Source organism: Bifidobacterium [indicum] DSM 20214 = LMG 11587 (assembly GCF_000706765.1).
Classification (GTDB): Bacteria; Actinomycetota; Actinomycetes; order Actinomycetales; family Bifidobacteriaceae; genus Bombiscardovia; species Bombiscardovia coryneformis.
This window is the reverse complement of the sequence record NZ_CP006018.1, coordinates 1,085,070-1,098,771: the sequence shown is the minus strand read 5'-3', so window position 1 is coordinate 1,098,771 and position 13,702 is coordinate 1,085,070. Positions and strand designations below refer to the sequence as shown.

11 protein-coding genes are annotated in these 13,702 nt (G+C 62.5%); all 11 read left to right on the top strand.

Annotated features, from left to right (window positions below; translation table 11 throughout):
• Positions 1 to 162 precede the first annotated feature (162 nt).
• The 11 genes from argC to BINDI_RS07675 all read left to right on the top strand — a co-directional run bounded on the left by argC (position 163) and on the right by BINDI_RS07675 (position 13,702).
• Complete coding sequence (argC, locus tag BINDI_RS04300; protein WP_033490343.1) at positions 163 to 1,239, top strand: N-acetyl-gamma-glutamyl-phosphate reductase; 1,077 nt, start codon at positions 163 to 165, stop codon at positions 1,237 to 1,239.
• A complete protein-coding gene (gene argJ, locus BINDI_RS04295; protein WP_033490341.1) occupies positions 1,236 to 2,405 on the top strand; it encodes a bifunctional glutamate N-acetyltransferase/amino-acid acetyltransferase ArgJ in 1,170 nt (389 codons plus the stop codon). The genes argC and argJ overlap by 4 nt, the downstream gene beginning before the upstream one ends.
• A gap of 50 nt (positions 2,406 to 2,455) precedes the next feature.
• Positions 2,456 to 3,412 carry an acetylglutamate kinase gene (gene argB / locus BINDI_RS04290; RefSeq protein ID WP_033490339.1) on the top strand — a complete coding sequence of 319 codons (957 nt, stop codon included), beginning with the start codon at positions 2,456 to 2,458 and terminating at the stop codon, positions 3,410 to 3,412.
• Positions 3,393 to 4,712 (top strand): acetylornithine transaminase, encoded by a 1,320-nt coding sequence (locus tag BINDI_RS04285; RefSeq protein WP_081830789.1) that lies wholly within the window; start codon positions 3,393 to 3,395, stop codon positions 4,710 to 4,712. The genes argB and BINDI_RS04285 overlap by 20 nt, the downstream gene beginning before the upstream one ends.
• Before the next feature lie 102 nt (positions 4,713 to 4,814).
• On the top strand, positions 4,815 to 5,792 hold the full coding sequence (argF, locus tag BINDI_RS04280) for an ornithine carbamoyltransferase (protein WP_033490337.1): 978 nt from the start codon (positions 4,815 to 4,817) through the stop codon (positions 5,790 to 5,792).
• Positions 5,789 to 6,322, top strand: a complete 534-nt coding sequence (locus BINDI_RS04275) for an arginine repressor (protein ID WP_033490335.1) — start codon at positions 5,789 to 5,791, stop codon at positions 6,320 to 6,322. Before argF ends, BINDI_RS04275 begins: the two co-directional genes overlap by 4 nt.
• 109 nt (positions 6,323 to 6,431) lie before the next feature.
• Complete coding sequence (locus BINDI_RS04270) at positions 6,432 to 7,670, top strand: argininosuccinate synthase (RefSeq protein WP_033490304.1); 1,239 nt, start codon at positions 6,432 to 6,434, stop codon at positions 7,668 to 7,670.
• Positions 7,671 to 7,747: 77 nt separating this feature from the next.
• Complete coding sequence (gene argH / locus BINDI_RS04265) at positions 7,748 to 9,238, top strand: argininosuccinate lyase (RefSeq protein ID WP_052108787.1); 1,491 nt, start codon at positions 7,748 to 7,750, stop codon at positions 9,236 to 9,238.
• Between the two features lie 122 nt (positions 9,239 to 9,360).
• Positions 9,361 to 10,095 (top strand): SGNH/GDSL hydrolase family protein, encoded by a 735-nt coding sequence (locus tag BINDI_RS04260; RefSeq protein WP_033490302.1) that lies wholly within the window; start codon positions 9,361 to 9,363, stop codon positions 10,093 to 10,095.
• A gap of 133 nt (positions 10,096 to 10,228) precedes the next feature.
• Complete coding sequence (gene tyrS / locus BINDI_RS04255) at positions 10,229 to 11,560, top strand: tyrosine--tRNA ligase (RefSeq protein WP_033490300.1); 1,332 nt, start codon at positions 10,229 to 10,231, stop codon at positions 11,558 to 11,560.
• Positions 11,561 to 11,575: 15 nt separating this feature from the next.
• Positions 11,576 to 13,702 carry a tetratricopeptide repeat protein gene (locus BINDI_RS07675; RefSeq protein WP_052108786.1) on the top strand — a complete coding sequence of 709 codons (2,127 nt, stop codon included), beginning with the start codon at positions 11,576 to 11,578 and terminating at the stop codon, positions 13,700 to 13,702.

The window sequence follows — 13,702 nt, the reverse complement described above, 5'->3', positions numbered from 1 at the left end:
GCCTTAAGCAGGTTGTTCGTGATGATGAGGACCGTTCGAACGCAATGTTCGGGCGGTCCTTTCGTATTCCTCCGATTTCAAGGGCGACACGCCGAACTGCATAAATATGCAATAACGTGCATGAATATGTAGTATGGTTGGTGATCGGTGAGGGGGGCGGATATGAAGGAATACTCGGTGGCGGTGGCTGGAGCCACGGGCTATGCCGGAACCGAAGCGGTCCGGTTGCTCTGTGGTCATCCTGCATTCAGGGTCGATACCCTGACCGGGGCATCCTCGGTGGGGGACTCCTTCGCATCCCACTCGCCCCATATCCCGGCCCTGGCTGATATGCCCATACAGGAGACCCGGGCCGACGTTCTCAACGGGCACGACATCATCATCATGGCCCTGCCACACGGACGCTCAGGAGCCCTGGCCGAGGATTTGGATCCTGAAGCCCTGGTGGTGGATTTGGGGGCTGACCATCGACTGGAAAGCAGTGGGGACTGGAATGACTACTATGGTGGCCCCTTCCATGATCACTGGTCATACGGCCTTCCTGAACTCATGCTCGGCGGAGGCGTGAAGCAGCGTGATCGTCTGGCCGGGACCCACCGGATTGCCGGCCCTGGATGCAACGTAACCGCAGTGACCCTGGCCATACAGCCTGCCGTATCGGCCGGGCTGGTTCGGACCGATGACCTGGTTGCCGATCTGGTTGTGGCCTATTCCGGAGCGGGGAAGACCCCGGGCAGGGTCGATCTTCTGGCCGCGCAGGCGCTTAATTCAGCCCATCCCTACGGGGTCGGCGGGGCGCATCGGCATATTCCCGAGATAATTCAGAACCTCAGACATGCCGCAGGTTCCGATGGTGTCCGGACCGAATTCAAGCTAGGGTTCACCCCGATTCTGGTGCCCATGTCGCGGGGGATACTCGCCACGGTATCGGCCCCTCTGACCGAGAGGGGGTCATCCCTGTCGGAGGAGGAAGTCCGATCCATCTGGATTGAAGCCTATGCGGGAGAGCCCTTCGTCCAGCTCCTGCCTGAGGGGGTCCTGCCTTCGACGGCGGATGTGCTGGGATCCAATGCGGCCCAGATACAGGTTGTGCTGGATAAGCGGGCGCAACGACTGATCGCTTTTGCTTCCATTGACAACCTGACCCGGGGAACCGCCGGTCAAGCCTTGCAATCCATGAATCTGGCCCTGGGCCTACCTGAACAGACGGGATTGACGACCATAGGAGTGGCACCATGAGCGTGACGTATGCGGCAGGATTCCAGGCAGGGACCGCCAAGGCCCATCGGACAGGCGGATCGGAACGGAAGAACCTGACCATGATTGTGAATCAGGGGCCCATGGATACGGCGGTGGGAGTCTTCACGCCGAACCGTTTCCGGGCGGCACCGGTCATCTGGACCGAACGCATCCTGACCGACGGCCATGCGGGGGCTGTGGTCATCAACTCGGGGAACGCCAATGCCTGCACAGGGCAGGAGGGGCTTGAACAGACCAGGAACACAGCCATCAAGGCTGCCGGCCTGTTGGGGCTGGAACCGGAACGGGTGGCGATTTGCTCCACCGGCATCATCGGTCATCTGCTCCATTTGGATGCCATCCTCTCCGGAGTGGACCAGGCCCATGCCGACCTGGCCGGGGATGATCATGCCGGCGCCGATGCAGCCAAGGCCATCATGACCACCGACACCACCAGCAAGACCGTCACCCTCGACGGGGCGGGCTACCGGCTGGGCGGCATGGTCAAGGGGTCGGGGATGATAGCTCCGCAGCTGGCCACGATGATCTGCCTGATTACCACCGACGCCGTCCTCGATCCAGGCCAGGCGCGGACCGCCCTCAGACGGGCCTGCGATACCAGCTTCAACCGGATAGACGTGGACGGGTGCATGTCCACCAACGACACCGTTCTCCTCATGGCATCCGGCGCTTCGGGCGTCCGGCCCGACATGGAGGAGTTCCAGGCCCTTCTCGACCACGCTTGCTCCGACCTGGCCCGTCAGATCATCGGTGACGGAGAGGGCGCCCATCACCAGATACGTATCCGTGTCCAGGGGGCCGACGATGAGTATGGAGCCCTTGCCTGCGCCCGGGCTGTGGCGGGGTCCAACCTGCTGAAGTGTGCCGTTGCCGGAAACGATCCGAACTGGGGCAGGGTGGTCTCCTCCCTGGGTACCGTTCCCGAATCCGAGGCGGCCTACGATCCGGCGCGGGTCAGTGTGGACTTCAACGGCATCAGGGTATGTGACGGGGGCAAGCCGGGTCAGGACCCCGACCTGGTGGATCTGACCCTCCCCGAGGTCCACATCGATATCGACCTGCACCAGGGGTCGGCCCAGGCCGATGTGTGGACCGATGACCTGACACACGATTATGTTGCCATCAATGCCGACTACACCAGCTGATGGTGGAGGGCGGAACCTTGGGGACGATCACCGAATCGAAGGAGGGGGCGATGGGTGGACTGCCGGATTTGCAGACCGGAATCCATGCCGATCTGGATGATGACCGGAAGGCGGAGGTCCTGATAGAGGCCCTGCCCTGGCTGGAGGAGTTCAGTGGCCAGCGGATTGTTGTCAAATACGGCGGGAACGCCATGGTGGACGAGCACCTGAAACGGTGCTTCGCCCAGGACATGGTCTTCCTTCGCCAGGTAGGGATGCATCCCGTGGTCGTCCATGGAGGAGGCCCGCAGATTACCCGGATGCTTGACGCTCTGGGAATCGAATCCGTCTTCCGCGGTGGTCTGCGGGTCACCACCCCTGAGACCATGGAAGTGGTGCGGATGGTCCTGACCGGGCAGGTCTCTCGGGATCTGGTCGGTCTGATAAACACCCACGGTCCCCTTGCGGTGGGACTTTCCGGAGAGGATGCCTCCCTCTTTTCGGCCAGCCGGTGCCGGCCCCTGGTTGACGGTAAGCCCGTCGACGTGGGACTGGTCGGTGAGGTGGTTGGTGTGGATGCCTCCGCCGTAGAGGACCTGATTGAGGCCGGGAGAATTCCCGTGGTCTCTTCGGTGGCTCCCGATGAAAACGATCCGACCCAGGTACTGAACGTCAACGCCGATGCAGCGGCAGGTGCCCTGGCTTCGGCACTGGGTGCGCGGAAGCTTGTCATCCTCACCAATGTGGAGGGGCTCTACCGGGAGTGGCCCAAGAAGGAATCCCTGGTCTCCAGCATCGGCACCGACTATCTTGAAGAGGTGATGGACCGGATGCAGGCCGGAATGAGGCCGAAACTTGAAGCCTGTGTCCAGGCGGTCCGGGGCGGGGTGGAGGAGGCCCACATCATTGACGGGCGCCGACCCCACTCCATTCTCAATGAGATTTTCACCAAGAACGGCATCGGGACCATGGTGGTTCCCGGCGACGGCATAAGAATGAGGGGGACCCATGACCACCGGGGCGAGTAAGGCCGGAACAGGGCAGACGGGGAAGGCCGCCTGTGCCTTGGTTGAAACCCCGGTCGGTCCCTGCAGCCGGGACTGGCTGGAGCGTTACGGCCATACCCACATGAATGTCTTTGGCAGTCCGGCAAGGGTCATGGACCATGGTCAAGGTGTCCACATCTGGGACCTGGATGGGAATCGCTACCTGGATATGATGGCCGGGATCGCCGTCAACTCCGTGGGGTATGCCCACCCCGCCTGGAACAGGGCGTTGGAGGACCAGGCCTCCCGCATGGCCCATATCAGCAACTACTTCGCCTCCAGGCCGCAGATCGAGCTGGCCGAACGCCTCCTGGCCATATCCGGGGCGCCGGAGGGTTCCCATGTCTACTTCGCCAATTCGGGAACCGAGGCCAATGAGGCCGCACTCAAGATGGCCCGGCTCCATGGCGTCGGCATGCTGTCCGGGAAAGGCGGCGGGCCAGGCAGAATCGTCGCCCTGACCAGGGGATTTCACGGGCGCAGTATGGGGTCTCTGAGCGTCACCTGGAAACCGGGTATCCGGGAGCCATTCACCCCCCTGGTCCCAGGTGTGGAGTTCGTTCCTGCCGGAGACATCGATGCCATGGAGTCGGTTTTCGCGGACACGGCCGGGGGACCGGTCGCAGCCGTCATCATGGAGCTGATCCAAGGCGAAGCCGGGGTCAGGCCACTTGACCCGGCTTATGTTTCCGCGGTGCGCAGCCTCTGCAATGACCACCAAGCCGTGATGGTTGTTGACGAGGTCCAGACAGGCATGGGTAGAACCGGATACTGGTTCGCCTTCCAGGACCCGACCCTGTCCGGAGGAGTCAGACCGGACCTGGTGACCTTCGCCAAGGGGGTGGCCGGCGGTTTTCCCATGGGGGGTGTAATCGCCTTCGGGCAGGAGCTGTCCGATCTGCTCGCTCCGGGCCTGCATGGGTCCACCTTCGCCGGAAACCCCCTGGCCTCAGCACTGGGGTTGGCCACGCTCGATACGATTCAGAACGAGGGTCTTCTTGAGAATGCCCGGGCGGCCGGCAATCGGCTGCGTCAGGGAATGGCGGATACGGGGAACCCACTCTACGTCGGCACCCGGGGGAGGGGGCTCTTGGATGCGGTCCAGCTGAGCCATCCCTGCTCTCATGCCCTGGCATCCTGGGCTCTTGACCACGGGCTGATTGTCAATGCCGTGGCTCCCGATGCCATACGCCTGGCACCGCCCCTGATCATCGGTCCGGGCGATATAGACCAGGCTGTCGGTATTCTGGCCCAGGTACCCGGTGATTTACCTGATGATTGATTGGTGCCGACCGGCATTTCAGGAAGGGCGGGCAGCGCCCGCCGTTCGCTGCAGGTGCATCAAGGCTAATGGAAACATGCGGAAAGGAAACGGAGGAAACCGATGGCAGACAGACTGAGGCACATGCTCAGGGACGACGATTTGAGCCATGACGAGCAGGCGGAGGTATTGAAACTGGGTCTGGCCTTCCGTCAGGACAGGTATCTGGCCCGCCCATTCGAAGGCCCCCAGGCCGTGGCCGTCATCTTCGACAAGCCCAGCACGCGTACCAGGTCCAGCTTCTCCGTTGGGGTTGCCGAGTTGGGTGGATACCCCCTGGTCATCGACAAGGACGGTTCCCAGCTGGGTAGGGGCGAACCTGTGGCGGATACGGCCCGGGTCCTGACCCGGATGACATCCGCCATCGTCTGGCGCACCTTCGGGCAGGATCGGGTGGAGACCATGGCGGCGGAATCCACCGTGCCCGTGGTCAACGCCTTGACCGATTCCTTCCATCCCTGCCAGATATTGGCCGACTTCCTGACCCTGGCCCAGCACCGGGGTGGGGTGGATGCCCTGCCAGGGATGACCATTGCCTATCTGGGCGACGCTGCCAACAACATGTCCAACTCGTACTTGCTCGGTGGGGCGGTCGCCGGGATGCATGTCAGGGTGGCCGGTCCCAACGGTTTCCTGCCTGACCCGGGCATCGTCGAAGAGGCCAGCGCCCTGGCCGAGCAGAACGGGGGATCCATCCTGGTCACCACCGACCCGGTCCAGGCTGTCGACCAGGCGGACTGCGTTTTCACCGATACCTGGGTGTCGATGGGGGAGGAGGACCAGGCCGCAACCAGGTCCAAGCCTTTCTGGGACTACCAGGTCAATGCCTCGCTGATGGACAAGACCAAACCGGATGCCCTCTTCCAGCACTGCCTGCCGGCATATCGGGGCAAGGAGGTGACCGCCGATGTCATTGACGGCCCAAGATCCGTGGTCTGGGATGAGGCGGAGAACCGGCTCCATGCACAGAAAGCGCTCCTGACCTGGCTGGTGGCCCAGTCCACCGGGCGGATGGACCTGATTGAGGGGGTGTGCCGATGAGGCCGACTTCCAAGGTGGCCCGCCTGGATGCCATCCGGCAGGCTCTGGCCCGTACCCGTGTCAATTCCCAACAACAGTTGGCCGACATTCTTGAGGAGCAGCAGATCGATGTGACCCAGGCAACCCTGAGTCGTGATCTTGATGACCTGCATGCCACCAAACTGCGCTACCCCGACGGAACCATGGCCTATTGGATTCCCGACGCCACAGACCAGTCCGCCCTGGAGGCGGGGGTGCCGGTCGGAATTGATGCCGGATCGGAGAACAAGACCGACCTTTATCTCTCCAAGGTCCTGACCGGTCTGATTACTTCGGTGGTGCAGGCCAAGAACCTCCTGGTGGTCAGAACGCCGGCGGGTGCGGCCCAGTATGCGGCCTCCGCCTTGGATCGGCAGCCCCTGGAGGGCATCCTGGGCACCATCGCAGGGGACGATACGGTCCTGATCATCGCCGCGGATGAGGCCAGCGCCAAGAGTCGTGCAGACTGGCTTCTCTCCATCACCTCGGGTGAGGACTCTCCCTCCGCCTGAGGGGGCATCGGAGCAGTGACCGAGCCACGCGGCCGGCAGGTCGATGCAGGGAACCGTGCGCGCAGAAGAATCGTCAAGCCAAACAAGCACCAAGGAAAGAAGCAGAGTCATGAGTGAGAAAAACCGCATTGTACTTGCCTATTCGGGCGGTCTGGACACCTCGGTGGCCATCCCCTACCTGAAGGAGCGCACCGGTAAGGACGTGGTGGCCGTCTCCTTGGATGTTGGTCAGGGCGGGGAGCGCCTCCAGACCATCAAGAAGCGGGCCCTGGACTGTGGGGCTGTGGAGTCCTACATCGTCGATGCCCGTGACGAGTTCGCCTCGGAGTACTGCATGATGGCCCTGAAGGCCAATGCCATGTATGAGGGCGTCTACCCGCTGGTATCCGCCATTTCCAGGCCCCTGATCACCAAGCACCTGGTCAGGGCCGCCCACCAGTTCGGGGCCGACACCATCGCCCACGGTTGCACCGGCAAGGGGAATGACCAGGTCCGTTTCGAGGTATCGATCATGTCGATAGACCCGACCATCAAGGCCATCAGCCCGATTCGGGATCTGGGGCTGATGCGAGATGTGGAGATTGCCTACGCCAAGGAGCACAACCTTCCCATCGAGCAGACCGAGAAGAGCCCCTACTCCATAGACCAGAACGTCTGGGGGCGGGCCATCGAAACCGGCTATCTGGAGGACCCCTGGAATGGTCCCACCAAGGACGTCTACTCATACACCGAGGATCCGGCCTTCCCCCCGGTCGAGGATGAGGTCACCATCGACTTCGAGAAGGGCATTCCGGTCAGGATTGACGGCAGGGAGGTGACCCCCCTTCAGGCCATCGAGGAGATGAACCGACGTGCAGGTGCCCAGGGTATCGGACGGGTCGATCTGATCGAGGACCGTCTGGTCGGTATCAAATCCCGGGAACTCTATGAGGCACCGGGCGCCATCGCCCTGATTACCGCCCACCAGGAGTTGGAGAACTGCTGCCTCGAACGTGAGCAGCACCGGATCAAGCGCGACATCGACAAGCGGTGGGGAGAGCTTGTTTACGATGCGCAGTGGTTCTCGCCTGCGGTCAGGTCCCTGAACGCCTTCATCGAGGAGACCCAGGAGTATGTCAGCGGCCAGATTCGTATGATTCTGCACGGCGGGAGGGCTGTGGTGACCGGGCGGCGCTCCGACACCTCCCTGTACGACTACAGCCTTGCCACATACGAATCCGGAGACAGCTTCGACCAGAACGCCTCCAACGGGTTCATCGAGATCTACGGTCTGCCTGACAGGGTCGCCGCCGCCAGGGACGTACGCTTCGGCAAGGGTGTTGAGGTGCCCGGGCAAGCCGTCGAGTAAAGGGACCCGGAACAGGAACAGGGGTGCGCTCGCAGGAGGGTGGTCATGGCTTGCGGGTGCAGGGAAGAGGAGAAGAGATGCAAGAGGCTAATCAGGACGCGAAGAGTCCCCAGGACCAGGGAATGGCCCTTTGGGGCGGGCGGTTCAGTTCCGGGCCTTCGCCGGAGCTTGCCAGACTCAGCAAGTCGACCCAGTTCGACTGGCGGCTGGCCGATGACGACCTGGCAGGTTCACGTGCCCATGCCAGGGCCTTGGCCGGAGCCGGTCTCCTCACCTCGGAAGAGCTGAAGACCATGGAGGAGGTACTGGACCGACTCCAGGATCAGGTTGATTCAGGAGCCTTCACCCCCAACGAGTCCGATGAAGACGAGGCCACAGCCCTTGAACGTGGTCTGATTGCCCTGGCAGGCGACCAGCTGGGTGGGAAACTGCGTGCCGGCCGCTCGCGGAACGACCAGATAGCGGCCCTGATTCGCATCTGGCTGCGCCGTCATGCCCGTATCGTGGCCGGGCAGATTCTGGCACTGGCCCGGGCTCTGATGGACCAGTGCCGAAAGGCCGGATCCACGGTCATGCCTGGACGGACCCATATGCAGCATGCCCAGCCCGTCCTCCTGTCACACCAGCTCCTGGCACACGTCTGGCCCCTGATTCGCGACTTGGAACGACTGGTGGACTGGGATAAACGGGCTGATGCCAGTCCGTACGGGTCGGGTGCCCTGGCCGGAAACACCCTCGGCCTGGACCCCGAGGCCGTGGCACATGAGCTCGGATTCTCCAGGGTCAGTGCCAACTCCATCGACGGAACGTCCGCCAGGGACGTCGTGGCCGAGTTCTCCTTCATCGCAGCCATGGTTGGGGTGGATGTCTCCCGTCTGGCAGAGGAGGTCATCATCTGGAACACCCAGGAGTTCGCCTTCGTCCGCCTGGACGATGCCTACTCGACCGGTTCATCGATCATGCCGCAGAAAAAGAACCCCGACATCGCAGAGTTGGCCAGGGGGAAGGCCGGCCGTCTGATCGGTGATCTGACAGGTCTTATGGCCACCTTGAAGGGGCTGCCCACAGCCTATGCCCGGGACCTTCAGGAAGACAAGGAGGCGGTCTTCGACCAGGTCGATACCTTGGAGGTGCTCCTGCCGGCCTTCACGGGGATGATCGCCACCCTGACCTTCAACAAGAACAGGCTTGAGGACCAGGCTCCCACAGGGTTCGCCTTGGCCACCGACCTGGCCGAATGGCTGGTCAAGCAGGGCGTTCCCTTCAGGCATGCCCACGAACTCTCCGGGGCCTGCGTCAAGCTGGCAGAGGGGAGGGGCTGCGAGCTTTGGGATCTGACCGATCAGGACTTCATCCGGGAATTCCGGAACTACCTGCCGGACGACCAGGCTCCGAAGGTGCGCGAGGTTCTCTCCGCGGCTGGTTCCGTACAGGCCAGGAATGGTCGCGGTGGCACCTCGCCCGGACGTGTGGCGGAGCAGATGGGGGAGGCCGGGAAGCTCCTGGATGACCTTGAACAATTCGCCAGGTCGACTTCGGATGGCCCCGTCCACCATTCTCCCCGGTGAGTCTGGGCCTGTCGCCTGAGATACAATGCCATCTCGGTATATAAGGTGAGGCGGGCTCCGGCCATCTGTGTGGTCTGTGGGTCCGCTGATTCCTTGATTTTCAAGGGAAGGCAGTGGTAGGTATGAACCCGGTGGTGCTGGTCGAGGCCTGGTGGGCCAAGCATCATGTGAAGTTGGCGGCGGAACCGGCGGGGGAACGCCAAGGGATCTGTTCGGTGCCGGAGGGGTCGGATATCCACCATTCCGGGGCCGGTCCGCTGACCTTGGTCGCCATTGGAGACTCCATGGCGGTCGGATGTGGCGTTACGGATCAAAACCAGGGATTCATTCCCGCCATCGCACAGGCACTGGCATCACGTATGGGCAGATCGGTGCAATGGTCGGCTCACGGTCGGCTGGGGGCCACCATCCGGCGGGTGCGTTACCGGCTTCTTCCGGGCTTCACCGGCCATGCCGACCTTCTGGTGGTTTGCGCCGGTTCCAATGACATCATGGCCAATAGGTCCTGGGATGAATGGCGGACCGATCTGGACGCCACCATCGAAGAGGCCAAGTCCAAGGGGAACCGGGTCCTGGTCCTCAGTTCGGGCCAGCTCTATCGCGATCCCGCCCTGGGCAAGGCCCTGCGGGCTGAGGTGGAGCGGCGGATCGACCGGCAGACCGCGATCAGCAAGGAGGTCTGTGCCCGGGCGGGTGTGACCTACGTGGATGCCACTCATGACGATGTCGGTACGGACCAGGAGGACTTCTGGGGTATCGATCACTTCCATCCTGGGCGTGAAGGCTATCGACGCATGGCTGATTGTGTGGTGGGCAAGTTGCCCGAGTCCTTCATAGATGAGCTCCGTGCCGCCTGATCGGACCTCCGACGTCCCGTCATGCTTTTGGGTGAAATATCAGGCCTGAAAGCGGGTCTCGGTGTCGCCCTCATTTGCAAGAATGGATAGGTTACGACTACATTCACGATAATTTGATAGGGAGTTGCCTCATATGGCGCAGGTCACTGATTTCAAGGAAGCGGGCTTCGACTCGCTCTTCGACGAGCTCAAGTGGCGCGGTCTCATAGCCCAGTGCACGGATGAGGCCGAGCTCAAGAAGACCCTGAGCGATGAATCGGTGACCTATTATTGCGGATTCGATCCGACCGCCCCCTCCCTTCACGTGGGCAATCTTGTCCAGCTGCTCAACATGCGTCACCTCCAAGCCGCAGGTCTCCATCCCATAGCCGTGGTCGGCGGTGCCACCGGGCTGATTGGCGATCCCCGCCAGTCGGGGGAGCGGACGCTGAACCCCAAGGAGACCGTTTCCGAGTGGACTGAGCGCCTGCGCAGGCAGATTGGCCGCTTCCTGGATACCGAGGGCGAGCAGGCTGTCCGTTTCGTCAACAACTTCGAGTGGACCGGGTCCATGAGCGTCATCGACTTCCTGCGTGACGTGGGCAAGAACTTCCGCATGGGGACCATGCTGGCCAAGGACACTGTGGCGCGCCGGCTCAACTCCGACGAGGGGATCTCCTTCACCGAGTTCAGTTACCAGGTTCTGCAGGGCAACGACTTCCTGGAGCTCTTCGATCGCTACCACTGCACCCTTCAGCTGGGTGGAAGCGACCAGTGGGGGAATCTGACCTCCGGGCTCGACCTGATCCGCAAGGTTCGTGGAGCCTCGGTCAATGTCATGACCAGCCCACTGATTACGGATTCCCAGGGCAAGAAGTTCGGCAAGTCCGAAGGGAACGCCGTCTGGTTGGACTCGACCATGTTCAGTCCCTACCGCTTCTATCAGTTCTGGTTCAACCAGCCCGACGACCAGGTGGTCAAGCTTCTGAAGACCTTCACCTTCCTCTCCAAGACCAGGATCGAGGAACTGGAGCGTGAGGTGGCCGCCAATCCTGGAGCCCGCGAGGCCCAGAAGGTCCTGGCCTGGGAGGTCACCAGCTACGTACACGGCGATCATGCCGCCCAGGGGGCCATTGATGCCTCCGGTGCCCTCTTTGGCCGTGGAAAGACCCTGGAGGAGTTGGACGAAGATGTGCTCGACAGCGCCCTGGACGGCCTCAAGGTGGAGGGAGCCGACGGTAGTCGGATCTTCGCCGCCGCTCAGGTTGGACAGCGCGTAGCGGAGGCCGGAGTTGGTGCAGGCCTTTTCAAATCGGTATCCGAGGCCCGGAAGACCATCAAGTCGGGTGGTCTCTACCTGAACAATCAGCGGGTGGAGGACCAGGACATGGTCCTGGACGAGAATGACTTTCTGCATGGGCGCTTTGCCCTGATTCGCAGAGGAAAGAAGGCCTTGGGCGCTCTCGAACGCCAGGCCGCCAAGTAGGAATAAAGGACACAGATGGCAGAAGAATACAATCACTCCCGCAACGACCGGGGCCACTCCGACGGCCCTCGCTCGGGAGGTTTCCGCTCCGGCGGCCAGCACTCGGGCTACCGCGGCAAGGGCGGCTACAAGGGCCACGGGTCCTCGGATTCCAGGGGCGGCGGCTATCGCGGGGGTTCCCGTTCAGGCGGGTTCCGTCACGGCAGGGATGACTTCCACGGCAATCGTGACCGGCAGGAGGGCCAGGGCGGTGACCGCAGGCGCGACGACCGGCAGGGTTCGTACCGCCATAACGACCATGACCGTCGTGATGATCGGCGCTCCGGGTATGGTGACCGCCGGCAGGATGGTAACCGCCGTGGTGGCTACCAGGGTCGCCGTAACGATGGCAACGGTCATGGCGGATACGACCATCGCAGGGGGTACGACCGCCGCGATGGTGACGATCGTCGGGACTTCCGGAACAGGGATAATCGTGATGACCGCGGGGGCTACCGCTCCGACAACAGGGATCGCGACGGATACCGTGGCCGTTCCGGTGGTCGTGGCGGGTACGGCTCCAACCGTGGCGGCGGCTTCCATGACCGTCGACAGGGTCAGGATCGTGGGTATCAGCGCCGAGACGATCGGCGTCAGGATGACAGGCGCCGTGAAGACGGGCATCAGGGCCAGGACCGCAGGTTCGAGCGTCGTGATGACCGGGGTGGATTCCGCAGGGACGACAACCGCGGATATTCACGGGGCAATGATCGCCGCAACGACCGCCGTGATGACAGGCATGGGAATGGCCGTACCTATGGTCGCAGGGATGACAACCACCAGCGTCGTGATGACCGTGGGTATCAGCGCCGCGACGATCGTTACGACAATCGCAGGTCCGGCGGCTACGGCGAGGGTCGCCGGGATCGAAACGACGATCGGCGCCGCGACAACGGCTTCGACCGCCATGGTGACCACAGGGACCAGCGCGGCTACAACAGGCGCGACGACCGTGGCGGCAACCGTGGCTATGATCGGAGAAACGATCGCGGCGACAACCGCAGGGGCTTCTATCAGCGGGACCGCCACGAGGGATATGACCAGGCCCGCCGCAATTCGGACGGAACCATCTCCTATCCCTCGCAGAATCCGTATACGGACCGACGTCCGGGCGAGCCGAAAATGCCCAAGGGCCTTGAGTGGTCCATGCTCTCCAAGGATGAACGTGAGCGTCTGCGCGGTCTGAGCAAGGAGCATGCTGAGAACATAGGCCTGCATGTCCTGGCCGCCTACGCCCTGGAGGAAAGCGATCCGGAGGGTGCGCTGGACCACGCCAAGTGGGCTGCCAGGCAGGCTTCCAGGATTGACCTGGCACGGGAGACCCTGGCCCTGGTGGCATACAGGCAGGGCGACTACAAGCTGGCCCTGAAGGAGTTCCGCACAGCCTATCGGATGAACGGGTATCAGGATTATCTCCCCTTCATAGCGGACTGTGAGCGGGGACTGGGCAATGCCCGCAAGGCCATTGAAGAAGCCACCTCGGAAGAGGCGCAGAGGCTGACGGGTGAGTCAAAGGTCGAGATGTTCCTGGTCTACGCCGGTGCCCTTGGCGATCTGGGTCTGTGGGACAAGGCCATTGAAACCGTCCAGGCACTGGTCAAGGCCAGGGGGCTGAGCGGGGACTACCGGATGCGCGCCGTCCAGGCTGAGCAGAATTTCCTGGATCAGGCCGGGCGGTCCGAAGATGCCCTGAAGCTTGAGCCCCTCCTGGAGAAACTCGAAGCACAGTATGCCGATGAGGAAGAGGATCCGGACGCTCCTCCCAAGGAGATTCTGATCGACTATGACCTGGAGCATCTGGATGACTCGATGATGGAGGAACTCTCCATCGATCCAAGCGAGGGCGACTATCTGGATGAGCTGGATTCGCAGCGGTCCGGCACCTTCGTCTGGGGTCAGGATACCGTCCGACCAGAGGTCATCCCGGCCCAGGTCGGCTGGATCCCTTCGGTCATTGCCGGTCAGGGCAAGAAACAGAACGATGCAGAGCTTGACGGCAATCCTGAGCGCTTGGGCGCCACCCAGGCTCCGGTTGCCGATGAAGTCCTGGAAGATCAGGCCTCAGACAATGCAGGCCAAATGGACCAGACCTGGGAGGATTGA